The organism is Comamonas thiooxydans (assembly GCF_002157685.2).
GTDB lineage: Bacteria > Pseudomonadota > Gammaproteobacteria > Burkholderiales > Burkholderiaceae_C > Comamonas > Comamonas testosteroni_H.
This window is the reverse complement of record NZ_AP026738.1, coordinates 4,745,714-4,767,207: the sequence shown is the minus strand read 5'-3', so window position 1 is coordinate 4,767,207 and position 21,494 is coordinate 4,745,714. Positions and strand designations below refer to the sequence as shown.

26 protein-coding genes are annotated in these 21,494 nt (G+C 65.6%); 21 read left to right on the top strand and 5 right to left on the bottom strand.

Annotated elements, in window-relative coordinates; translation table 11 throughout:
* The first annotated feature begins 83 nt into the window (after window positions 1-83).
* From CTR2_RS22210 to CTR2_RS22190, 5 genes are all read left to right on the top strand, one after another.
* Complete coding sequence (locus CTR2_RS22210; protein ID WP_087080891.1) at window positions 84-1,142, top strand: beta-keto acid cleavage family enzyme; 1,059 nt, start codon at window positions 84-86, stop codon at window positions 1,140-1,142.
* 246 nt (window positions 1,143-1,388) lie between these two features.
* Complete coding sequence (locus tag CTR2_RS22205) at window positions 1,389-2,588, top strand: tyrosine-type recombinase/integrase (protein WP_087080893.1); 1,200 nt, start codon at window positions 1,389-1,391, stop codon at window positions 2,586-2,588.
* A complete protein-coding gene (locus CTR2_RS22200) occupies window positions 2,585-3,754 on the top strand; it encodes a PDDEXK nuclease domain-containing protein (RefSeq protein WP_087080895.1) in 1,170 nt (389 codons plus the stop codon). The genes CTR2_RS22205 and CTR2_RS22200 overlap by 4 nt, the downstream gene beginning before the upstream one ends.
* Before the next feature lie 326 nt (window positions 3,755-4,080).
* Complete coding sequence (radC, locus tag CTR2_RS22195; protein ID WP_087080897.1) at window positions 4,081-4,590, top strand: RadC family protein; 510 nt, start codon at window positions 4,081-4,083, stop codon at window positions 4,588-4,590.
* 280 nt (window positions 4,591-4,870) lie between these two features.
* On the top strand, window positions 4,871-5,221 hold the full coding sequence (locus CTR2_RS22190) for a DUF2958 domain-containing protein (RefSeq protein WP_087080899.1): 351 nt from the start codon (window positions 4,871-4,873) through the stop codon (window positions 5,219-5,221).
* Window positions 5,222-5,275: 54 nt separating this feature from the next.
* Here CTR2_RS22190 and CTR2_RS22185 read toward each other — a convergent pair whose 3' ends face one another.
* Both CTR2_RS22185 and CTR2_RS22180 read right to left on the bottom strand, forming a co-directional pair.
* The gene (locus CTR2_RS22185; RefSeq protein WP_087080901.1) at window positions 5,276-5,650 is read right to left on the bottom strand and encodes a DsrE family protein; all 375 of its coding nucleotides are present in this window, start codon (window positions 5,648-5,650) and stop codon (window positions 5,276-5,278) included.
* A 16-nt stretch (window positions 5,651-5,666) separates the two neighbouring features.
* Window positions 5,667-6,023: a carboxymuconolactone decarboxylase family protein gene (locus CTR2_RS22180; protein WP_087080903.1), complete on the bottom strand. Its 357-nt coding sequence runs from the start codon at window positions 6,021-6,023 to the stop codon at window positions 5,667-5,669.
* Between the two features lie 143 nt (window positions 6,024-6,166).
* On the opposite strand from CTR2_RS22180, the gene CTR2_RS22175 reads away from it, so the two are divergent.
* The 3 genes from CTR2_RS22175 to CTR2_RS22165 are packed head-to-tail and all read left to right on the top strand — an operon-like array spanning window position 6,167 to window position 7,262.
* Window positions 6,167-6,478, top strand: coding sequence for an ArsR/SmtB family transcription factor (locus CTR2_RS22175; RefSeq protein WP_087080906.1), 312 nt, complete (start codon window positions 6,167-6,169; stop codon window positions 6,476-6,478).
* Between the two features lie 25 nt (window positions 6,479-6,503).
* Complete coding sequence (locus CTR2_RS22170; protein WP_087080908.1) at window positions 6,504-7,031, top strand: rhodanese family protein; 528 nt, start codon at window positions 6,504-6,506, stop codon at window positions 7,029-7,031.
* A 33-nt stretch (window positions 7,032-7,064) separates the two neighbouring features.
* On the top strand, window positions 7,065-7,262 hold the full coding sequence (locus CTR2_RS22165) for a YgaP family membrane protein (protein ID WP_087080910.1): 198 nt from the start codon (window positions 7,065-7,067) through the stop codon (window positions 7,260-7,262).
* A gap of 215 nt (window positions 7,263-7,477) precedes the next feature.
* Here CTR2_RS22165 and CTR2_RS22160 read toward each other — a convergent pair whose 3' ends face one another.
* Window positions 7,478-7,786, bottom strand: a complete 309-nt coding sequence (locus tag CTR2_RS22160; RefSeq protein ID WP_087080912.1) for a hypothetical protein — start codon at window positions 7,784-7,786, stop codon at window positions 7,478-7,480.
* A gap of 653 nt (window positions 7,787-8,439) precedes the next feature.
* Between CTR2_RS22160 and CTR2_RS22155 the strand changes: the two genes are divergently transcribed.
* From CTR2_RS22155 to CTR2_RS22145, 3 genes are all read left to right on the top strand, one after another.
* On the top strand, window positions 8,440-9,267 hold the full coding sequence (locus CTR2_RS22155; RefSeq protein WP_087080914.1) for a DUF932 domain-containing protein: 828 nt from the start codon (window positions 8,440-8,442) through the stop codon (window positions 9,265-9,267).
* A gap of 80 nt (window positions 9,268-9,347) precedes the next feature.
* Window positions 9,348-11,402, top strand: coding sequence for a ParB/RepB/Spo0J family partition protein (locus CTR2_RS22150; protein WP_087080916.1), 2,055 nt, complete (start codon window positions 9,348-9,350; stop codon window positions 11,400-11,402).
* A gap of 63 nt (window positions 11,403-11,465) precedes the next feature.
* Entirely contained in the window at window positions 11,466-11,675 is a 210-nt protein-coding gene (locus CTR2_RS22145) for a hypothetical protein (RefSeq protein WP_087084469.1), read from the top strand.
* A 120-nt stretch (window positions 11,676-11,795) separates the two neighbouring features.
* Here the strand turns inward: CTR2_RS22145 and CTR2_RS22140 are convergent, their stop codons facing one another.
* Window positions 11,796-12,314, bottom strand: coding sequence for a GNAT family N-acetyltransferase (locus tag CTR2_RS22140; RefSeq protein ID WP_087080918.1), 519 nt, complete (start codon window positions 12,312-12,314; stop codon window positions 11,796-11,798).
* An 813-nt stretch (window positions 12,315-13,127) separates the two neighbouring features.
* On the opposite strand from CTR2_RS22140, the gene CTR2_RS22135 reads away from it, so the two are divergent.
* Window positions 13,128-13,442, top strand: a complete 315-nt coding sequence (locus CTR2_RS22135; RefSeq protein WP_087080920.1) for a DUF736 domain-containing protein — start codon at window positions 13,128-13,130, stop codon at window positions 13,440-13,442.
* A gap of 45 nt (window positions 13,443-13,487) precedes the next feature.
* Here CTR2_RS22135 and CTR2_RS22130 read toward each other — a convergent pair whose 3' ends face one another.
* Complete coding sequence (locus CTR2_RS22130) at window positions 13,488-13,778, bottom strand: helix-turn-helix domain-containing protein (protein WP_087080922.1); 291 nt, start codon at window positions 13,776-13,778, stop codon at window positions 13,488-13,490.
* A 234-nt stretch (window positions 13,779-14,012) separates the two neighbouring features.
* Between CTR2_RS22130 and CTR2_RS22125 the strand changes: the two genes are divergently transcribed.
* From CTR2_RS22125 to CTR2_RS22085, 9 genes are all read left to right on the top strand, one after another.
* Window positions 14,013-14,363: a DUF2958 domain-containing protein gene (locus CTR2_RS22125; RefSeq protein ID WP_087080923.1), complete on the top strand. Its 351-nt coding sequence runs from the start codon at window positions 14,013-14,015 to the stop codon at window positions 14,361-14,363.
* 330 nt (window positions 14,364-14,693) lie between these two features.
* Window positions 14,694-15,455 carry a DUF2285 domain-containing protein gene (locus CTR2_RS22120; protein ID WP_087080925.1) on the top strand — a complete coding sequence of 254 codons (762 nt, stop codon included), beginning with the start codon at window positions 14,694-14,696 and terminating at the stop codon, window positions 15,453-15,455.
* A gap of 83 nt (window positions 15,456-15,538) precedes the next feature.
* A complete protein-coding gene (locus CTR2_RS22115; protein ID WP_087084471.1) occupies window positions 15,539-15,829 on the top strand; it encodes a helix-turn-helix transcriptional regulator in 291 nt (96 codons plus the stop codon).
* Window positions 15,830-15,855: 26 nt separating this feature from the next.
* Entirely contained in the window at window positions 15,856-16,713 is an 858-nt protein-coding gene (locus CTR2_RS22110) for a replication initiator protein A (protein ID WP_087084470.1), read from the top strand.
* Window positions 16,714-16,966: 253 nt separating this feature from the next.
* Window positions 16,967-17,605: a ParA family partition ATPase gene (gene parA / locus CTR2_RS22105; RefSeq protein WP_087080929.1), complete on the top strand. Its 639-nt coding sequence runs from the start codon at window positions 16,967-16,969 to the stop codon at window positions 17,603-17,605.
* On the top strand, window positions 17,602-17,886 hold the full coding sequence (locus tag CTR2_RS22100) for a chromosome partitioning protein ParB (protein WP_087080931.1): 285 nt from the start codon (window positions 17,602-17,604) through the stop codon (window positions 17,884-17,886). The genes parA and CTR2_RS22100 overlap by 4 nt, the downstream gene beginning before the upstream one ends.
* Window positions 17,883-18,428, top strand: coding sequence for a DUF2840 domain-containing protein (locus tag CTR2_RS22095; protein ID WP_087080933.1), 546 nt, complete (start codon window positions 17,883-17,885; stop codon window positions 18,426-18,428). Before CTR2_RS22100 ends, CTR2_RS22095 begins: the two co-directional genes overlap by 4 nt.
* Window positions 18,425-19,021 (top strand): S26 family signal peptidase, encoded by a 597-nt coding sequence (locus tag CTR2_RS22090; protein ID WP_041014141.1) that lies wholly within the window; start codon window positions 18,425-18,427, stop codon window positions 19,019-19,021. The genes CTR2_RS22095 and CTR2_RS22090 overlap by 4 nt, the downstream gene beginning before the upstream one ends.
* Window positions 19,022-19,481: 460 nt before the next feature.
* Window positions 19,482-21,467 (top strand): relaxase/mobilization nuclease domain-containing protein, encoded by a 1,986-nt coding sequence (locus CTR2_RS22085; protein WP_087080937.1) that lies wholly within the window; start codon window positions 19,482-19,484, stop codon window positions 21,465-21,467.
* Window positions 21,468-21,494 lie beyond the last annotated feature (27 nt).

Sequence of the window (21,494 nt, the reverse complement as noted above, 5' to 3'; positions counted from 1 at the left end):
TGAATGCCTGGCGGCATTGCACAGAGCGGGCAAGCCGCGGCTGTGGCTGTGCGTCGAAGCCCGCATCCACTTGGAGACATGTCATGAACTTTCTCGACGGCCATCTGTTCCCCGAAAACCAGCAACCCCTGATCATCACGGCGGCGCCCTATGCCCCGGGCTGGCTGCCTTCGGATTTTCCCGAAGACATTCCCGTCACCATGGAGGCGCAGATCCAGAAAGCCGTGGACTGCTATAACGCGGGCGCCACGGTGCTGCACCTGCATGTGCGCGAGCTTGACGGCAAGGGCAGCAAGCGCCTGTCCAAGTTCAACGAACTGATCGCCGGCGTGCGCAAGGCCGTGCCCGAGATGATCATCCAGGTCGGCGGCTCCATCAGCTTTGCTCCCGAAGACGAAGGCCAGGCGGCCAAATGGCTCTCCGACGACACCCGCCACATGCTGGCCGATCTGGACCCCGTACCCGATCAGGTGACCGTGACGGTGAACACCTCGCAGATGAATGTGACAGACCAGGCCGAAGACGCGGATTTTGCGGGCACCTCGCGCGCCAATCCCACGTTGTTCAATGCCTACAAGGAAATGACCGTGCCGGCCCAGCCGGGCTGGGTGGAGGAGCATGTGCGCCGCCTGACCAAGGCCGGCATCCAGAGCGCCTTCCAGTGCTACAACCTCAACAGCTTCGAATCGGTGGAGCGCCTGATGCGCCGCGGCTTCTACATGGGCCCGCTGGTGATGAACTGGGTGGCGATTGCCGGCGGCATGGATACGCCCAGCCTGTACAGCCTGGCCAACTTCGTGCGCGCCGTGCCCGATGGCGCCGTGCTGACCGTGGAAAGCAATGTGCGCAACGTGCTGCCCGTGAACATGTGGGGCATTGCCGCCGGTGTGCATGTGCGCTGCGGCACTGAAGACTGCCTGTGGAACCAGGCGCGTACCGAGAAGGCCAGCACCGTCTCGCAGATCGAGCAGCTGGTGCGCATCTCGCGCGAATTCGGTCGTCCTGTCGCCACCGCTAAGGAGGCGCGCGAGATCAGCAAGATCGGCGTGTTCTACGACAGCGTGGAGGAAAGCCTGGCCGCCAACGGCTTTGCGCCCAACCGGCCCGGTGCCAATCAAGGTTTCCTCAGGAAGACCTCCTGATCCTCTGGAGCCGGCTTTGCCGAATCTGAACCGACATGCGCGAGAGGCCTCCATCTGGAGGCCTTTTTCATTTCACCATGACTCCAGCACCGAACTTCGCTGGACTACGCCGAAGCCCGATACAGCAGGTTTATCAATAACTTAGGCGAGTTCAACATATGCCGGTGCTTTCCGAAACCTGACCTGGCTTCCCCTCTGCTGGCCCCTACAAGGCTCCTGGGAATCGGGTCTTTCCGAGGAGTCATCATGGCGAAAATCAAGCTCACCAAGTCCGCAGTCGATGCGGCACAACCCCAAGCGCAGGCCGTCGAACTCCGGGACACGCTGGTGCCCGGCTTCCTGTGCAAGGTTACACCAGCGGGCCGCAAGGTGTTCATGCTCCAGTACCGCACGAACGCTGGCGAGCGGCGCAAGCCAGCCCTGGGCCTGTATGGGGAACTGACGGTCGAACAGGCCCGCTCGCTGGCCCAGGAATGGCTGGCCGAGGTTCGCCGAGGCGGCGACCCCAGCGCGGCCAAGGCCGCCGCCCGTTCAGCCCCCACGGTCAAGGAGCTGTGCACCAAGTTCATGGAGGACTACTCCAAACAGCGCAACAAGCCCAGCACCCAGCGCGGGTATCAGGCCGTCATCGACCGCTGCATCGTTCCGATGCTGGGCCGTTTGAAGGTTCAGGACGTGAAGCGGCCGGACGTGGCCACGGCGATGAAGAAGATGGCCCACAAGCCCGCCGAGGCCAACCGTGCTTTCAGCGTGATGCGCAAGATGTTCAACCTGGCCGAGGTGTGGGGCCACCGGCCTGATGGCACCAACCCCTGCCGCCACGTCCCGATGTACCCCAACGGCAAGGCTACCCACCTCATCAGCGACGAGGACATGGGCAAGCTGTTTCGGCGACTGGAGCACATCGAAGCCGAGGGTCTGGAGAACTACGTCATCCCGCTGGCGATCCGTCTGCAATTCGAGTTCGCTGGCCGCCGCTCCGAAATCGTGACGCTCCAATGGGATTGGGTGGACATGGACAACCGCCGCGTGGTCTGGCCGGACAGCAAGACGGGTGGCATGTCCAAGCCCATGAGCGAGGAAGCCTATCGGCTGCTCTCGACGGCGCCACGGCAGGAAGGCATTCCCTACGTGCTGCCGTCTCCAAGCCATCCGGGCAAGCATCTGACCACGGGCGAGTATTACAACGGCTGGAGCCGCGCCCTCAAGGCGGCGGGCGCCACGCACGTCGGCACGCACGGTATCCGCCACCGTTCTGCGACCGACATTGCTAACTCGGGCATCCCGGTCAAGGTCGGCATGGCGCTGACGGCGCACAAGACCGTGGCGATGTTCATGCGCTACGTCCACACCGAGGACGATCCGGTGCGCAAGGCGGCTGAACTGGTGGCGAACCGGCGCAAGACGATCACCGAGGCGCAACGTCCCGCAGAGGTGGCAGCATGACCAAGAAGACGCCTGCGGCGGCGGGAGCCGCACCCGCCGCTTTGCCTGCCGGCTACGCCGGCATCCACGGCGGTATCGTGGAAATGCTCGACGCTGCCCGCCAGGCGGCGGCGCGCAGCGTCAATGCGCTGATGACGGCCAGCTACTGGGAGATCGGCCGCCGCATCGTGGAGGCCGAGCAACAGGGCAAGCGGCGTGCGGGGTATGGCGAACAGTTGATGGCCCGGCTGTCCGCCGACCTGACCGCTCAGTTTGGGCGGGGCTTTGGCGTGAACAACCTGGAGAACATGCGGCGGTTCTTCCTCGCATACCCAGTCTCCGAGATTTCCCAGACACTGTCTGGGAAATTGGACAACGAGCTGCCTGATGAGAAATCCCAGACGGTGTCTGGGAAATTGAGCCTCGCCGAGCTGGCGCAAGTGTTCACGCTGCCGTGGTCGGCCTATGTCCGGCTGCTGGTGGTCAAGGATACCCATGCCCGGCGCTTCTACGAAACCGAGGCACTACGCGGCGGCTGGAGCGTGCGCCAGCTTGACCGGCAGATTGGCAGCCAGTTCTACGAGCGCACCGCCTTGTCCAAGGATAAGGCGGCGATGCTGGTCAAGGGAGCTGTGGCGAGGCCCGAGGATGCCGTCACGCCCGACGACGCGATCAAAGACCCGTATGTACTGGAGTTCCTGAACCTCAAGGACGAGTATTCGGAATCCGATCTGGAGGCCGCGTTAATCCAGCGGCTGGAGGATTTTCTGCTGGAGCTGGGCGAAGGCTTCACCTTCGTCGGCCGGCAGCGGCGCTTGCGCATTGACCAGACTTGGTATCGGGTCGATCTGCTGTTTTTCCATCGCAAGTTGCGTTGCTTGGTCATCATCGACTTGAAGCTGGGCAGCCTGACCCATGCGGACGTGGGCCAGATGCACATGTATTGCAACTATGCCAAGGAGCATTGGGCCTATCCCGATGAGAACCCGCCCGTGGGGTTGATCCTCTGCGCCGACAAGGGCCACGCGCTGGCGCGGTATGCCTTGGAAGGTTTGCCGACGAAGGTGATGGCGGCGAACTACCGTACTGTGTTGCCCGATGCCGAGCTGTTGCAGAAAGAGCTGGAAACCACGCGGCGCTTGCTGGAGTCGCGTGTGGTGAAGCAGCCCAAGAAGCTCCGGCAATAACCGGGCGTCCCGGCGTGCCGCCGTCGGGCTCGCGGGCTGCGCCCCGCGCTTCGTGCCGAATCGCGGCCATTCGGCTTTGATCCCTGACGCCTCCGGCCCTCTCGGGCCTGCGCGCTCCGCTTGCCCCCAAAGCCAACTGTGTGCAGTGGGCGGGTGTGGGCGGTCTTGCTGTTCCCTTCACCGTATCACGGCGTTCTCGCCGTCAAGGGCGGCGCGCGCGGGTGCGCGCTTGCGTCCTGGCGGCCGTCTGCGACCCCTGACTGCTTGCGCTGCGCCGTGCTCCCGACGGTTCCGGGCAATTCCGCCCGAGCAACCGGAGCACGATCATGTCGCAACTGTCCTTTTCCTCGTTCGATGCCTCGCTGATGGTGCGTGATGCGCAGGGCGGCTACCTGCTGGCGACGACTGACCAGATTCTGGAGGCTGCGCGCCAGGCCATCGAGCACAAGATGCAACGCGGTGAAGCGTTCAGTTCGCCGGCGGCGGTCAAGGAGTACCTGTGCGCCAAGCTGGCCGGCTACGAGCACGAAGTCTTTGCGGTGCTGTTCCTCGATTCGCAGCATCGCCTGATCGAATACGCCGAGATGTTCCGCGGCACCATCGACAGTGCATCGGTGTACCCGCGCGAGCTGGTCAAGGAGGCACTGCGGCTCAATGCGGCGGCGGTCATCGTGTCGCACAACCATCCGAGCGGGAACCCGGAGCCAAGCGCGGCCGACAGGGCGCTGACCCAGCGGCTCAAGGAGGCGCTGGCGCTGGTGGACGTTCGCACGCTGGATCACGTCATCGTCGCGGGAAGCAGCACTACGTCATTCGCCGAATGCGGTCTGATTTGACCGAGGGGGCTTCGGCCCCCTTTTTGCTGTGCCCGGCGGTGCAACTCTGGCCCGCGCGGGCCTGCGCGTGCTGCGCACTTGCCGAAAACCGGGTTGCGTGGAGGTGAGAGGGAGGCGGTCTTGCTGTTCCCTTCATCGTGCCACGGCGTTCTCGCCGTCAAGGGCTGCGCGTACTTGCACGCTTGCGGCCTGCGGCCGTCGTTGACCCCTGACTGCTTGCGCTGCGCCGTGCCCCGGAAGGGTCGGGCAATTCCGCCCGGCATCCTGTCAGGAGTTCATCGTGAACAACGCACTCATCACTAACGAGCAGCGCATCGTGCTGCTGGCCAACGGCCGCGAATCCTTGGAGAACCCCGACTTCGATCCGGCCCCCGTGGTCAAGCTGTTCACGCCGGACGCCGGCGCGACCTGGCTGCTGACCGAGATTGATCCCGATGACCACGACCACGCCTTTGGTCTTTGCGACCTGGGCCTGGGGGCGCCGGAAATCGGCTGGGTCAGCCTGGGCGAACTGGCGACGGTGCGCGGGCGGCTGGGCTTGCCGATCGAGCGCGACCTGTCTTTCCACGCCGAGAAGCGGATGAGCGTCTATGCGTGCGATGCGCGGCTGGCCGGGCGAATCGCTGTCTGATCCCGCATTTGGGCTGCATTGAGCAGCCTCTTGCTCTAGGCGTCAGCCTGCGGCTCAGGCCACCTGCAAAGAGCCTACGGCGCCCATCAGCATATCGACCACATCGGGAGCAGTGATGATCTCGAAGCGCGCGTCCATCTGTTCGGCAGAAAGGCCATTGTGCAGCATGCACGACTTGCAAATGGCCACCCGGCCACCTTCGGCCAGGTATTTGCTCAGCAGGTCGGCCGCGGGCTCGAAGGGCTGACCAATATTGATGCCGTCGGCCGTGCCCGGAACGCCCAGTGCAACGCCCTCGGCCATGAGGATCAGGCAAGCCGAATGGCCCTTGAGCCGCGCGTTAAGCGCCATAGTCAGCGCGACGGTCATCTTGTCGGCGTTGCCAGGGCCGTGGAACAAGGTTGAAACAAAGGCTGCTGTCTGAAGCATGCGTTTTCTCCTTCGCTCAAGCTTGGGCCGGTGCGGAAAATTCATTGAATGCGGCCACTGCATTGGCCGCGTACATGGCCACTGGGCCACCACCCATGTAGATGGCAACGCCCAGGGCCTCGTGGACTTCCTCGGTGCTGGCACCCAGGCGCGCCAGCGCCTTGGTGTGAAACCCGATGCAGCCATCGCAGCGCGCAGCCACCCCCACGGCCAAGGCGATCAGCTCCTTGGTTTTGGGGTCGATGACACCTCCCGCCATGGCGGCCTTGCCCATGTCGCCAAAGCCTTTCATCACGCTCGCCTGGGTCTTGTGCAGTTGGGCCAGGTTGGTCGAGATGGTCTGAGTGAGTGATTTGTAGTGCGGGACGGTCATGGGATAGCTCCTGGTTTCGGGTTGATGAAGTGGATGGGCGCCCCCTGTCCTGCCGCGCGGACAGGGGCTTTCCTGAAAGATATAATTTAGTGCTAGCTAAATTAGACAATGCTAAACTATATGCGTCAACTTCCCCTGAAGACATGACCCAGCGCAAATCCGACATTGAGCTGTTGCAGGACAGCGCCGAGCAGGCAGCGGCATTGCTACAGGCGGTGGGAAACCCCAGCCGGTTGGTGATGTTGTGTCTGCTGATCGTCCACGGTGAGATGACCGTGGGAGCCCTCAACGAGCAGGTGCCTCTGAGTCCATCGGCGCTCTCGCAGCATCTGGCCCGGATGCGCGAGGAAGGTCTGGTGACTTACCGGCGTGAGGCGCAGACGCTGTACTACCGCATCGAAGACCCGAACGTGGCCAAGCTCATCGCCACGCTGAAGGACATCTTCTGTCCTTGATTCCTTTCATTCTGGAACCCACACGATGACCTTGAAGACGCTTTCTCCCGACGCTGCTGGCGCGCTCCTCGCGCAGGGTGCTGTCCTGGTGGACATTCGCTCCGCCAACGAACATGCGCGTGTGCGCATTGCGCAGGCTCGCCACATCCCTTTGGCGAAATTGGCGCAAGGCGCCATGCGCTTCGAGGGGGCGAGCGCCGTCATTTTCCATTGCCGCTCGGGTGCTCGCACGCTGATGAATGCGCAGTTGCTGGACGGCTGTGCGGCCTGCGATACCTACCTGCTCGAAGGCGGGCTCGATGCGTGGAAGCGCGCCGACCTGCCCATCGTCACCGACGCTCGCCAGCCGCTGGAGTTGCAGCGGCAGGTGCAGATCGCCGCTGGCGCAGCGGTGTTCGCGGGGACGGCACTGGGCGCCACGCTGTCGCCGTGGTTTTACGCACTGTCCGGTTTCATCGGTGCCGGCCTGGTATTCGCGGGCGTGAGCGGATTCTGTGGCCTGGCGCGCTTGCTGATGAAGGCGCCTTGGAATCGGAGGGCGTTGTCCAGTTGATTCGTTTCCCTTTTATCTTTCATAGGAGAACTCATGAAATCGAATGTTGGCGGAATTGACCGCGTACTGCGCATTGTGGTGGGCGTCGTGCTTATTGCCTTGGCTGCAACCAATACCGTGGGCTGGTGGGGTTGGCTTGGGGTGGTGCCACTGCTGACCGGGTTGATGGGCGCTTGCCCGGCCTATCGGCTGTTGGGCTTGAACACCTGCCCATTGAAGAAAAGCAAGTAAGCCGACCAGTGCCTCAATACAAAGGCCGCCCTCCGGGCGGCCTTTGCCGCTTTTATCGGCATCAATTACGCCGAGATGTTCCTGGGCTTCATCGACATTGCATCGGTGTATCCGTGCGAACTGGTCAAGAAGGTGCTGGGTCAGTGCCCGACGGCTTGGCGTGATGCCTTCGCGCCCCTGAATGCGGCGACCCGGCCTGTGCCGAATCGCCTCGGTCAACGGTGGCTCTCGGTCGGATGGGCTTCCAGCGTTTCGGGCTGTGAAGTTGCCAGCCATTCCATGAGGGTGTCGATGTCACCGTCCAGTTGATTGCGCGAGGTTTCGGCCATCAAGTACCAGGTCGCGCATCCGTCCGATCCGGCGGCCTTGTTCACCACGGCGTTGAGCTGCGCGCGCCACCTCAGCAATCGCTGCATTTCATCGCCGACTTGCTGGCGGTCGGTCGTCCAGGTCATCGTGGGCAGGAAGATGCCTCGCGGTGGCGGCATGGGCGTTACGGCTTCGGTGTGCGTGTGATCTGACATGCTGTTTCTCCAGAAGTTAGAGATCCCACGGTAGGCATCTGGCTGCAATCGAGCCATCCGAAATGTGCGCTATCTATCTGGTGGAGCTTTCGGCATTGGCGCGTTCGGCTGCCATGTCTGTCGATGCAAGCCCCATGAGCTGCCATTGGGCGTCCCCGGCCCCTGGGAGATGGCCGGTCGCGCTGTCGTGCGCGTGGCGCATCGAGCCGCCTGCGGCGTCTCGCCCCCGTCGGGCTTCCATCGTCCCCTCCCTCCGGTCGGCTGACGCCTCCGGCCCGGATTTCCAGATCCGGGCCTGCGCGCTTGCGCTTGCCGTGCGGTCGGCACACAGGGAAGGCCGTTGCCATGTCCAGCCGTCTTCCCTGACTCCATCACCTTGTCCGCGACTGTAGCCCGCGGCCGTGTGCCGTCAAGGCGCGCAGGGCCGTGTCCTCGCTGCGCTGCGGGCCGCACCAACCCTGCGCTTGTCTCCTTGACGGCCCCCGTCCACGGGCTCCCTTTCGTCGCGGGCGATGAACTCAGGAAAGACGGTGGCAACAGGGCCAACCGGGTTCCTCGTGCCGACCGCACCGAACAGCCGAAAGGCTGGGCTCCGAATCTTGGAATCCGGTGTGCGGTGTGAACAGCAAACCTCTTTTATCAGGAGAAAGACCATGCAACTCGCATCCCGCTTCGCTTCCCGTTCCCCTTCGCTGCGCAGCGACTACCCGCTGTCCGATGACCAGATTCGCAGCGTGGCCCCGTCCATCTTCGCGGACGCCCCGCACGAGAGCCGTTCCGAACGGTACAGCTACATCCCCACCGCCGCCGTCCTGACCGAGCTTCGCAAAGAAGGCTTCCAGCCTTTCATGGTGACGCAAACCCGCGTGCGCGATGAAGGCAAGCGCGAGCACACCAAACACATGCTACGCCTGCGCCATGCCAGCCAGATCAACGGCGCGGAGGCCAACGAAATCGTGCTACTGAACTCGCACGACGGCACGAGCAGCTATCAGATGCTGGCCGGAATGTTCCGCTTCGTTTGCAGCAATGGCCTTGTGTGTGGTGACACCGTGGCCGATGTGCGCGTGCCCCACAAAGGCGACGTGGCCGGTTCCGTCATCGAAGGCGCTTTCGAGGTGTTGAGCGGCTTTGAGCGGGTGAAGGAATCGCGCGACCTGATGCGTGGCATCACCTTGGACGATGGCGAATCCGAAGTGTTCGCCCGTGCTGCGCTGGCGTTGAAGTACGACGACCCCGACAAGCCCGCGCCCATCACTGAATCGCAAATCCTGATGCCGCGCCGGTTCGATGACCGCCGCCCCGACCTGTGGAGCGTGTTCAACCGCACGCAGGAGAACTTGACCAAAGGCGGATTGCATGGCCGCAGCGTCAACGGACGCCGCCAGCAAACCCGACCCGTGCAGGGCATTGATTCCGATGTGCGCCTCAATCGCGCCCTCTGGATGCTGGCCGATGGCCTGCGCCTGTTGAAAGCCTGAATCCCCATGCGGCAGAGGCAGGCAGCAGCCTTTGCCGCGTTCTTCGCTGCTGCATTTCCTAACCGCAAGGAGCTATCACCATGAACGCCATCACCCAAACCGCAGCCCGCGCCATCCAAGCCCCCGCGCTGGAAGCTGCCGACCCGACCAAGAACCTGATTCTGGTTCCGCTGTCGCGGCTGGTGCTGCGCCCCACGGGCCGCAACGTGCGCAAGATCCCGCGCATGTCCATCCCTGAACTGGCCGCGAGCATCCAGCGCGTGGGCCTGCTGCAAAACCTCATCGTGATTGCATCCGCCGATGGCGAGCATTACGAAGTCGTGGCCGGTGGCCGTCGCCTCGCGGCCCTCAAGCTGCTGGCGAAAAAGCACCGCATCGGCAAGGAATGGGAGGTGCCTTGCCTGCTGGTAGCCGATGGCACGGCCCGCACCGCCAGCCTCACCGAGAACGTGCAGCGCGAAGCCATGCACCCGGCAGACCAGTTTGAAGCCTTCGCGGCGCTGGTGGCCGAAGGCCGACCCATCGAGGACATTGCGGCGGATTTCAGCGTTACGCCGCTGGTGGTGCAGCGTCGCTTGAAGCTGGCGAATGTCTCGCCGCGCCTGATGGCGGACTATCGGGCCGATGCCGTCACGCTCGATCAGTTGATGGCCTTGTCCATTACCGACGACCACGCCGCGCAGGAAACCGCGTTCTACGATGCCCCGCAGTGGCAGCGCCAACCGTCCGCGCTGCGCGAACGCCTCACCGAGCGCGAAATCGACGCTTACCGGCATCCGCTGGTGCGCTTCGTCGGGCTGGACGGCTACGAAGCCGCAGGCGGCGGCATCCGCCGCGACCTGTTCGCGGAAGGCGATGCGGGCGTGTACCTCAACGACGCCGCGCTGCTGGAACGGCTGGCGCAAGACAAGCTGGCACGCATCGCCGCCGCTGTCCGCGCCGAGGGTTGGGCGTGGGTGGATGCCACGCCGGGCGTGACCCATGCCGATCTGCACGCCTTCCAGCGTGCTCCGAGGGAACGGCGCGAGCCGAATAAGCGGCAAGCCGCACGCATCGAGAAGCTGCAAGCCAAGATGCAGGAGGTTGCCGAAGCGGTGGATGCTGCGATGGACGCCGACGATGAGGACAAGGCCGACGTTTTGCAGGAGGAAGGCGAAGCCCTGGGCGAGCAGCTGCAGGCACTGGAAGATGGCTTGCAGGACTACGGCGCGAACGTGAAGGCCGCAGCCGGTGCCATCGTCACCATCGACCGCAACGGCGAGGCCGTTATTTATCGCGGCCTGATGCGCGAGGCCGAGGCCAAGGCGCTGCGCACGCTGGAACGGCTGCGCCAAGGGTTCAGCGGCGAGAGCGCCGAGAACGACGACGAAGGCGACACGGAGGATGAGACGCAAGCCCCAGCCATGTCCGACCGGCTGGCACAACGCTTGAGCGCCCACCGTACCGCCGCGCTGCAAATCGAAGTCGCACGACATCCGCAAGCTGCGCTGGCTGCCGTGGTGCATGGCATGGTGCAGGCCGTCTTGCAGGAAAGCCGCTATGGCTTCAAGCGTAGTTCCTTGCCGCTGGGCGTGAGCCTGAAACCGCAAGACCGGCTGGAAGGCATGGCCCCGGATTGGCCTCACTCCGCCGCCGCCGTGGCGCTGCGCGAACTGCAACAGGTGGCGGGCGAAGCCTTGCCGGAGGACAGCGCCGAACTGTTCGCCGCGCTGCTGGCGATGGAGCAAGGCGAACTGGTCAAGCTGCTGGCCGTGTGCGTGGCTTCCACGGTGGACGTGGTGACGCCCCGCGCCACGCCGCACCAGCCCGGCGAGGAACTGGCGCAGGCCGTTAGCCTCGACATGGCCGCATGGTGGCAGCCGACCGCCGAGGGGTATTTCAAGCACGTCCCGAAGGCGGCAGTTCTGCAAGCCGTGGGCGAGTACGCTCCCGATCAGGTTTCCCGGCTGGCGAAGCTGAAGAAGACCGACATTGCCAGCGAAGCCGAGCGGCTGGCCGATGGCACGGGCTGGATGCCTGCCATCTTCAAGGCCCAAGGCCCGCAGGATGCCGCGCAGGAGGTTGGCCCGGAGCAGGACGCCCCGGAGGATGCCGAAGCAATGGCGGATGAACCCGCCGAGGCGCTGGCCGCTTGACCCGCACCGATGGCAAGCGCCCCCAGCCTCGACGGGGGCGCTTCGCTGGAAGGAGAAGCCCACATGAACCGCACCACCACCAGCCGCTCGCGCATGGCGGCGATCTACGCCTCCGGCACGGTACGCGCCCGCCGCTGGCACTGCGATGGTGACGTGCGCGGCTACCGCCCGCCCTCGGGCTGGTCGGCCCGCGCTGACCTCACCGACATTCATCCCATCACGGGCCGCGCCTTGCCGCGTGCCGTGTGGTGGCTCATCGAGACGAAAGAATAACCGCGATCAGCACCGCGCCCAGGCCCTTCCGACCTGGGCGCGGTGAAATGCAAATCCGGGCGCGGCAGTGGCCGCGCCCGGTGTTGAAGCCGAACATCACGCCGCCGCCTTCGCTGGCACTCAGGCGGCGGCGTTGAAGGCACCGCTGTAGTGCGCGATGCCCTCGGGCACAGGCCCATCGAAGGCCAGTGCCATGAAGTAGCCGGGCGGCACGCCCGGCAGTTGCAGGCCCGCATGGGCCTGAAAACCAAAACGCGCGTAGTACGCGGGTTCGCCCAACAGCACGCAGCCTGCGGCCTGCATGGCCCGCAGTTCGGCCAGCGCCTGTTCCATCAGGCGCGAGCCGATGCCTTGCCCCTGTCGTTGCGGCAGGACGGAGATCGGCCCCAAGCCGTACCAGCCTGCGGCCCTGTGGCCGTGGCCATCGGTGATGCTCACCGGCGACAGGGCCACATGGCCGACAACCTGGCCCTGTTCTTCGGCCACGATGGAAAGCGTCAGTTCGTTTGCGTCGCGCAATGTGCGCACGATGAATTGCTCCGCGTGGCTGGTGTGCGGTGCATTGGCGAAAGCGACAATGGTCAGAGCCTCGATGGCCGCGATGTCGTCCGGGGTTTCGTGTCGGAGCTGGATGGTCATGGTGTTCTGCGTTCCCTTCTCAAAATATAGAACGGCCGGGGCGTGTCGGCGCACAGCGCCGCCGGGCTTTGCGGGCTGCGCCCCGTGCCGTCTTCGCCGTCACGGTCATTCGGCTTCAATCCCTCACGCCTTCGCGCCTGCGGCGCTGCGCGCTTTGCTTGCCTCCGGGGGATCGGCACACGGCCCATCCCCGCCGCGCAGGCTTGGCGCCCCTCAATGCCGCCGAACCGGCGATGCCGGATCGGCCCGGCAAGCACCCCGCCGCAATGGACGGGGTGCTGGCGAATACGCTGACGCTTGCTGCGGCAGGTTGCACGGATGCGTGCCGCCTTCCACGCTGGCGGTTCCTGCCCGTCACGTCACGAAGGACGGTTCACGGACAACCTGCCCGGCATCGCCATGAAGTTTCCACGCCACGCCTCAAGACCGGCGCCGCAAGGTGCGGCAGGGGCGTTCTCGCTTGTCGTCGGACGGTTGACCTTGTCCGCGTCAGGAAGCGCACCGGCGAAGCCTTCGGGCGGGGATGCCGAGTCGGCCCTATCTCCTTTCGGAGCGGTTCGGCCCAAGGCGTCCTTGTGTTGTTGTGAATCCTGGCGGTGGCGCGGCTGCGCCTCGGGCTTCATGGCTGCAACCGTCCGGCGAAAACAATTTCCCCGCCGCTGCGCGGCTTCCTCGCGCAGCAAATTCTTTTCGCCTCCCGACTCTCCACTGCGTTGCGACCGCAAGCGGTGCAGCCAGCCCGTCCCCCGCCGGCCGGATCACAACAAGGACGCGATGGGCGCGAACCTTGTTCAACCGAACGGAGAAAACATCATGGCCAACATCGGCACCTTCACCGCAGACAAAGACGGCTTCACCGGCACGCTTCGCACCCTGACGCTCAACGTCAAGGTCAAGCTGGTTCCCAACGACAAGGGCGACAACGAGAAAGCCCCTGACTTCCGCGTCCAGGCCGCCAGCCACGACATCGGCGCAGCGTGGAAGAAGACCAGCGAGGCCGGGCGGGAATACCTGTCCGTGGCCCTCGACGACCCTTCGTTCGCGGCAACGGTCTATGCCCGCCTGATCGAAGGAGAGAACGGCACGCACGACCTGATCTGGTCGCGCAGCAAGCCCCAGGCGGCGTAACCGCCGCAGCGCCCCGCCCGTTGTGGCGGAGCGCGAGGCCCCGCCCTACGTCCTCGTAGCCGCGAGCTGGCCTTCCGTCGCGGCCATCAGCACCGCGGTACTGCATTCAAGCGCGCCGGCGATCTTGAAGATGATCGCCAGCGTGGGCATGTGTTCGCCGCGCTCGACCTTGCCCATGTGGGAGCGCTCGATGCCGGCGAGGTGCGCCAGCGATTCCTGCGCGATGCCGCGCTCCGTCCGCAGCGCGCGCACCGCCGCGCCGAAGGCTTGCGCCAGCTCGGCATCGTAGGTGGTGGCGCCCGCTGGTCGGCCGCGCTGGATGGATCGCCTCTGCATAGACAGAAGCGTCAATTCGCAGCACAATTAAAACCACGTTATCTTTAACTCATTCATGCTTTTGGCCCTTATTCGTGCTTTTACGGAAATCCGCTTCTGCGGATTCCGGCAGAACCGGAAAACCGCCAACGTTCCTTTGCAGATTTCTACAATTGAGCCTTTGCGCTTTCGTGTTTCCACGCTTTGGCGTGGATGTGCAAAACCGACTTTCCGCGTTGGAACAGGAGCACCACGATGAATGCTCCCCTCGACACCGATGCGCAGCGTGCCGCGCTGCTGGAGAACGGGCGGCGGGCCGCCGCCGGTGAACCGTACGACCCGTTGCCGGTTGTGCGGCTGTTCACTCCCGACGCGCACGCCACCTGGCTGCTGACCTCGCTCGATCCCGTCGATGGTGACACGGCCTACGGCCTGATCGACCTGGGAATCAGCATGCCCGAGCTGGGGACGGTGAAACTTTCCGACCTGGCTTCCATCGTCGGGCCGAACAAGCTGCCCGTGACGCGAGATTTGTATTTCCAGGCGATGCGCCCGCTGTCGGAATATCTGCGCCTGGCGCAGGAAAACGGTTCCGTCGTCGATTGAACCGCTCGCGCTACGACCAAGCCGGGCGCATTCAGACTATTTCGGTCTTGCTCCAGACCTTTCCAGTCTGAATCAGCACTCTTGCACCAAACCTGTGCGTGCGTGGCGGAATCAGCCACGATCTCTCATGCGGCTTGCGGCACGGTGTCAGTACCGCATGACGTTTTTGGTGCCATGCGGCCGTCGCATTCGGACGGATTACGCAATATGCCGGAGCCAACCAGTCTTGACACCAACCGTTACAGCTTAACCGGATTTTCACCTTGATTTAATGCTCCCGCATGTTTGACGCCGTGGCGACGTTCCTGCTGTTCGACGGGAGCTTTGGTCATGGTCAATCCTCATCATGTCGCGCACTGGTATCCCACTGCGGCTTACCTCTATGTCCTCTGGCTGGATGCGCTTGCGCTGGCTTGGGAGTACCTGCGCAGGCACCCCGAATACCGGCTCGACTGGCTGCGCCGTGCACGCCGCCCCGATGCGGCGCATCGCTGGGGCTTGCGCGTGCTGGAAGACCCGGCGCTGGATGCGCGCGACGCGCATCCGGCATGGCAGCCCCGCCAAGCTGATGTGGTGCAGCTCTACCCCGATGCCGATCCGCCTGTGGATGCCGAGCCCTTCACGTTCTGGCGTATCCCCGGCCACAAGCAACTTCTCCACGATGGCAAGGGACTGGCGCTGATCGCGTGCAGCCCCGGCCAGTGCCTGCGCTTCGCGCTCGCGGCTGGCCTCGAAGATGGCATGGCCGTGGCCTATGCCCAGCGGAGCGGCACTGCCGTGCCTGTGCGCGCTCATGCACGCGGCGCGACCTTCGCCGCTACCACACCCAGACCAGCACCTTCCGCGCTGCTGGAGCTGCACACCTTGCAGGCGCTCGACGCGACCCTGGCGGGCGCATCCTTGCGCGACGTGGCCGAAGGCTTGTTCGGCGTGGACGCCGCAGCCGGTTGGTACAGCGATGGCGGCTTGCGCTCCAAGGTGCGCCGCCTGGCGCGGCGCGGCGATGCGCTGATGCGCGGCGGCTATCACCGCTTAGCACAGCTTGCGCCGCTTGAGAAGGGTCGTTTTGATGAGGATGCAAAACGACCCTGAGCAGAAGGGCCTCGTTTTCTGAGACTGCCTCCATCCGGTTGCGCTGTGTGGCCGGAGCTTTGAAAGCTATGGAGGTACACACCATGCGTCCCGCTCCCTTGCGGCCTGCCGCCGCTTCCGCCACTGCCTCGACCACCGCTGCGCAGCCGCAGCGTTACCTCACCAACGACGAAGCCGCCGACTACCTGCGCCTGTCGCCGCGAACGCTGGAGAAACAGCGCGTGCTGGGTGGTGGCCCCAAGTTCCGCAAATTCGGCCGCCGCGTCATGTACGCCGTGGCCGACCTCGATGCCTGGGCTTCAGAGCGCAGTTTCGAGAGCACATCCGATCCCGAATACGCCGAGCAGCATTCGGCGGACAGCCGTGCGCGCTGATCGCTTGCGCGCGGATGGCCTTCGCCATGTCCAGCCCTGCGCTGCCGTCCCGGCAGCGGCCCGTGCCAGAGCGCGAACAGCTCGACCTGTTCCGCGCCTTGCCGGGCGACATGGCGCCGCGCGACAGCCAGGACTTGATGGCCTTTCCGTTCTTCTCGCTAGCGAAGTCGCGGCGCGTGGCGCCGATCGACTTCCGCGCCAGCGGCATCACGATCCGCGTGGAGGGCACGCAGGAGCACGGCATCGCCACCATTTGGGATGCGGACGTGCTCATTTGGGCAGCTTCGCAGATCGTGGAAGCACGCGACGCGGGCTTGCGCCCGTCGCGGCTGATGCAGGCCACGCCCTACGAGATCCTGCGCTTCATCGGGCGCGGTACGTCGCTGCGCGACTACCAACGCCTCAAGGCGGCCTTGGATCGCCTCCAATCCACCACGGTGGCCACGTCCATCCGGGAGACCACGGGAAGACGGCTGCACCGCTTCTCGTGGATCAACGAGTGGAAGGAACTAGCCGATGCCAAGGGCACGCCCTTGGGGCTGGAGCTGATCCTGCCGGACTGGTTTTACGCGGGCGTCATGGATGCCGCACTGGTGCTGTCCATCGACCCAGCGTATTTCCGGCTCACGGGCGGGATCGAGCGCTGGCTGTACCGGCTGGTGCGCAAACACGGCGGGCGCCAGCCGGGCGGCTGGCAATTCGATTTCCGGCACCTGTATCGGAAATCGGGCAGCGCCACGCGCTTCTCGGATTTCGCCTACGACCTGCGTGCGCTGGTCGCGCGGCAGTCGATGCCCGGCTACGTCCTGGGCATCGAGCGAATGCCGGACAACGGCGCCGAGCTGCTGACCTTTCGGCCCGTGCCGTTCATGGCACGGGGATAAACGGTGCGTTGCCTGTGGACAGACTCGTGCTATCAGGAGTACGGGGTATCGTGCTATCGGGAGTACGACTCTCGTGCTATCAGGAGTACGAATCGCCCGCAAACCCAATAACGGCGCGGGTTTGCGGCCCTTCTAACTTCCCTAACTTAAAACCTCTAACTGGTAGTAGAAGCGCCGCGCGCCGGTGGAAAACCGCTGAGCGGCACCACGCACAGCAGCAACAGCCGGGCTTTCCAACACGGAGGGCCAGGCCATGATCGTCGCGCTGCTCAACCAGAAAGGCGGCGTGGGCAAGACCACGCTCGCCACCCACATCGCCGGTGAGCTGGCGATGCGCGACCAGCACGTCGTTCTGCTGGACGCCGACCCGCAGGGTTCATCGCTGGACTGGACACAGCGCAGAAGCCAGCAAGGCTTGCCACGGCTGTTCAGCACCGTGGGCCTCGCACGCGAAACGCTGCACCAGGAAGCGCCAGAACTGGCCCGTCGCGCCGATCACGTCGTCATCGACGGCCCGCCACGCATCGCGGCGCTGGCGCGCTCCGCGCTGCTGGCGGCCGAGCGCGTGCTGATCCCCGTGCAGCCCAGCCCCTACGACCTGTGGGCCAGCGCCGAGATGGTGGCGCTGATCCGCGAAGCGCAGGTGTTCCGGCCTGCGCTACGCGCGGCCTTCGTCATCAACCGGCGCGTGAGCACCACCGTGATCGGACGCGAAGCGCGCCAGGCGCTCGCCGACCAGCCGCTTCCTGCGCTGCGCTCGGAAGTGCATCAGCGCATCGTGTTCGCCGACAGCGTGGCCGCTGGTCGGCTTGCCCGCGAGACGGCGCCCGACAGTACCGCCGCGCGAGAAATCACCGCGCTGGTGGACGAACTTCTGCGGTGGCCGACATGACTGCGAAGCCGCCACCCAGCAGCAAACGCACGGCCAAGCATGTCTGCATCGGCGCGCGTCCGCCTGCGAATCCGCACGCCGAGGCGTGGATTCGCCAAGGCGATGCCGATGCGCTGGGTAAGGGCGACCTCTACACGGCCCGCCTGACCCTCGACATCACGCCCGCGATGCGGGCGCGCATCAAGGTATCGGCCTTCACGCAAGGCGTGACAGTGGCCGACTTGCTGCGCGCGCTGCTGGAGCGGGAGTTTCCAGAACACCGCAGGGAGAACACACCATGATCGCATCCGCTTTGCCTGCCGCTGACGCGGCCACGGCTGCAACGTCGCCATCACTCCCAGCACGTGCGGCGCGGCCTATCTCAACGCCGCTGACGCGCGTTTCGCTGGCCTTCCTGGAGCACCGTTTCAAGCTCTATCTGCGCTTTGGCGAACCGGCGCGCACGCTGCGGCTCGATCGCTGGCGCAGTCTCGCCGTGTTCATGCCCAACGCCGTGTTCTGCCGCATTCGCTGGCAGGCCAACGACTACGGCACCGTGCGCTGGCAGCTCATGGTCATGCAGGCGTGCACGCCGCTCGATGCAGCGCAGCGCATCCCCGGCGTGCAGCCGGGCGCGCGCCTGGTGCTGCACGCCGAGGGCGAGAACCAGGTGCGCGCCGTGCTGGAATGCATCGACGCCATCGAGGCGCTGGGCATCACGCCCGCTGCCGCTTCGCCCGCGTACTGGCGCACGCTCGCCAACCGGCTCGCTGCGCGCCTGCCGCTGCCCGAATACACCGCCGAGCGGCACTCCGCTTGGCTCGCCGGGAGGGCACTGCCATGACCGCCGTTTCCACTTCCGGCACCACGCCGCATCCTCGCTCGCACCGCGCACGTTTGCGCGCTCGCCTCGTGTTGGCGGGCCTGTCCGCCTGCGGCCTCGCTGCGCTGGCCTGGGCGTCCTTCGTGCATCCACTGCCGCGCCTGACCTACAACCCGTCCGACAGCGTGGCGGTCGGCTGGTATCGCGTCGATCCGCTCGACCCTCGCGCCAGCTCGCCGCCACGTCCGTTGTCCGTGGGCAGCATCGTGCTGGTGCCGCTGCCCGCCGAGGCTGCCGCGCTCGCTGCGCAGCGCGGCTACCTACCAACGCGCATCTCGCTGCTCAAGCGCGTAGGTGCGGTGGCGCCGCAAGAGGTGTGCATCGCTGACGGCAGCGTCCGCATCAACGGCGTGCCTTCGGCCGCCGTGCTGCCTGCCGACCGCTGGGGCCGCCCGCTGCCATCCTGGCAGCAGTGCCGCCGCCTTCGGCCTGGCGAGCTGTTCCTGCTCAGTGTCACCAATCCGGCGTCGTTCGACAGCCGGTATTTCGGGCCGGTCAGCGCATCCGCCGTGATCGGCGTCGCGCATCCGGTCTGGCTGGAATCCCGCCCATGATGGCCGTCGATTCGCTGCACGTTGCCGTGCATCTCATCGTGCCATCGGGCGTGTCGTCCTGCTGGTCGTCGCCGTGTCGTCGCGCGTGCAGTGCGGGTGCCAATCCTGCGCATTGGGCACCGCACTTCGCGCTGCCTTCGGCGCAGCCGTCCAACGTGCAGGCGTCTTGCCTCGAACGCGCCCGGCCTGCGGCCGTGTCCGCGTTCGCCGGCGCGCTGGCTGCTCGCGCAGCAGCGCCGCCGGGCCGCCGCTGCTCCGAGCGACAGCGAGGGGCAAAGGCGGAAGGCAAGACAAAAGGGGGCGGCACCTGTCGGCCCGCACAGCCAGTCTGCACGTGGGGGTGGCGCAGCACGGCGCGGCTTCGCCGCCGTGCCGCTTATGGCGCGAAGCCCGCGCCAAGACAGGGCTACCCGCGTGCTTTGCACGACCGGACACGCCAGAGCTTTCAGGGAGAGAAGCCATGACCACCCGCCGCGACGACGATTTCCGCATCCGCCCCAGCGCGCCAAAGAACCGGGGCCAGGGCTTCATTGCCAAGGTGCTCCAGCAGACCGGCAAGGCCAGCGGCGGCAAGTCTTCGGTGCGCCGACCGGCATCGGCGGGCAGCGGCAAGACCACCGGCCAGCGGCCCGGCTCGCGCCTAGGGCGCGGCCATACGGCGGCGCGGTTCGCGGGCGCGACGCTCACGCCCCTATCTCGGCGCGTAACCATCAAGACCTTGCTGGTGAACCAGCAGCGGGCCAGCCCGCAGTCGCTCGCCAAGCACCTGCGCTACATCGAGCGCGACGGCGTGGGCCGCGACGGCGAACCTGGCCGTGCCTACGGGCCGCAGACCGATGCCGCCGATCTCGATGCCTTCAAGGAACGCTGCGCCGATGACCGGCACCATTTCCGCTTCATCCTCTCGCCCGAGGATGGCGCCGAGCTGGTGGAAGACCTGCGCACCTACACACGGCACCTCATGGGCCGCATGGAAGCCGACCTGGGCACGGGCCTCGATTGGGTGGCCGTCAACCACTGGAACACCGACAATCCGCACACGCACATCGTCGTGCGTGGGCGCGACGACACTGGCAAAGACCTCATCATCGCGGGCGACTACATTGCCGATGGGTTTCGGCATCGAGCGTCCGAGCTGGCGACCGAATGGCTGGGGCCGCGCACCGAGCTGGAGATCCAGCAGACCTTGCAGCGCGAGGTGGAGCAGGAACGGTGGACGAGCCTGGATCGAACGCTGAAGCGCGAGGCTGGCGAGGACGGCCGGGTGCAGATCGAACGCTTCAACGAACCATGGCTGCAACGCCAGCGTTTGCTGCTGATCGGCCGCCTGCAACGCTTGCAGCGGCTGGGCCTGGCCGACGAGACGCAGCCCGGCACCTGGGCCGTCCATGCCGATGCCGAAAAGACCTTGCGGGCCCTGGGCGAGCGTGGCGACATCATCCGCACCATGCACCGGGCCATGAGCGGCGAGCCGCGCGAGCTGGCGGTGTTCGAGCCGGGCGACGATGGCCGTACGATCGTCGGGCGTGTCGCCGCGAAAGGGCTGGCCGACGAACTGCACGACCGGGGCTATCTAGTCATCGACGGCGTGGACGGCAAGGCCCACTACGTCGCGCTCAATGCCCGTGACGAGTTGGCGAACTACCCGGCTGACGCCGTGGTGGAGGTGAAGGGTTCGGCCGACGTACGTGCGGCCGATAAGAACATCGCCGCGCTGGCGAACGATGGCTTGTACCGCACCGATCATCACCTCGCCATCGCGCAGGGTCAGGCCGTGCCCGGCCGCGATCCGCAAGAGGTGGTAGCAACCCACGTCCGCCGGCTGGAAGCCCTGCGCCGCGCTGGCATCGTGGAGCGCGTGGTCGAGGGGCTATGGAAGGTCCCCGGCGACCTGCCCGAGCGTGGCCGTCAGTACGACGCGCAGCGCCTGGGCGGCGTGGCCGTGGAGCTGAAATCGCACCTGCCCATCGAGCGGCAGGCCCGCGTGATCGGGGCAACCTGGCTCGACCAGCAACTGATCGGCGGTGGCTCGGGCCTGGGCGACGTGGGCTTTGGTGCAGAGGCCAAGCAGGCCATGCAGCAGCGCGCCGATTTCCTGGCCGAACAGGGACTGGCCGAGCGGCGCGGGCAGCGCGTGATCCTCGCGCGCAACCTGCTGGGCAAATTACGTAATCGGGAACTGGCGCAGGCCGCGAAGGACATTGCCGCCGACACCGGCCTGGAGCATCACCCGGTGGCCGATGGGCAGCGCGTGGCCGGCATCTACCGGCGCAGCGTCATGCTCGCCAGCGGGCGCTACGCCATGCTGGATGACGGCATGGGATTCAGCCTGGTGCCGTGGAAGCCGGTGGTCGAGCAACGGCTAGGACAGCAGATCGCTGCAACGGTGCGCGGCGGTGGGGTGTCGTGGGAAATCGGGCGGCAAAGAGGGCCCTCGCTGGGATAGTCGCCGTTAATGAATGTCCGTAATTTG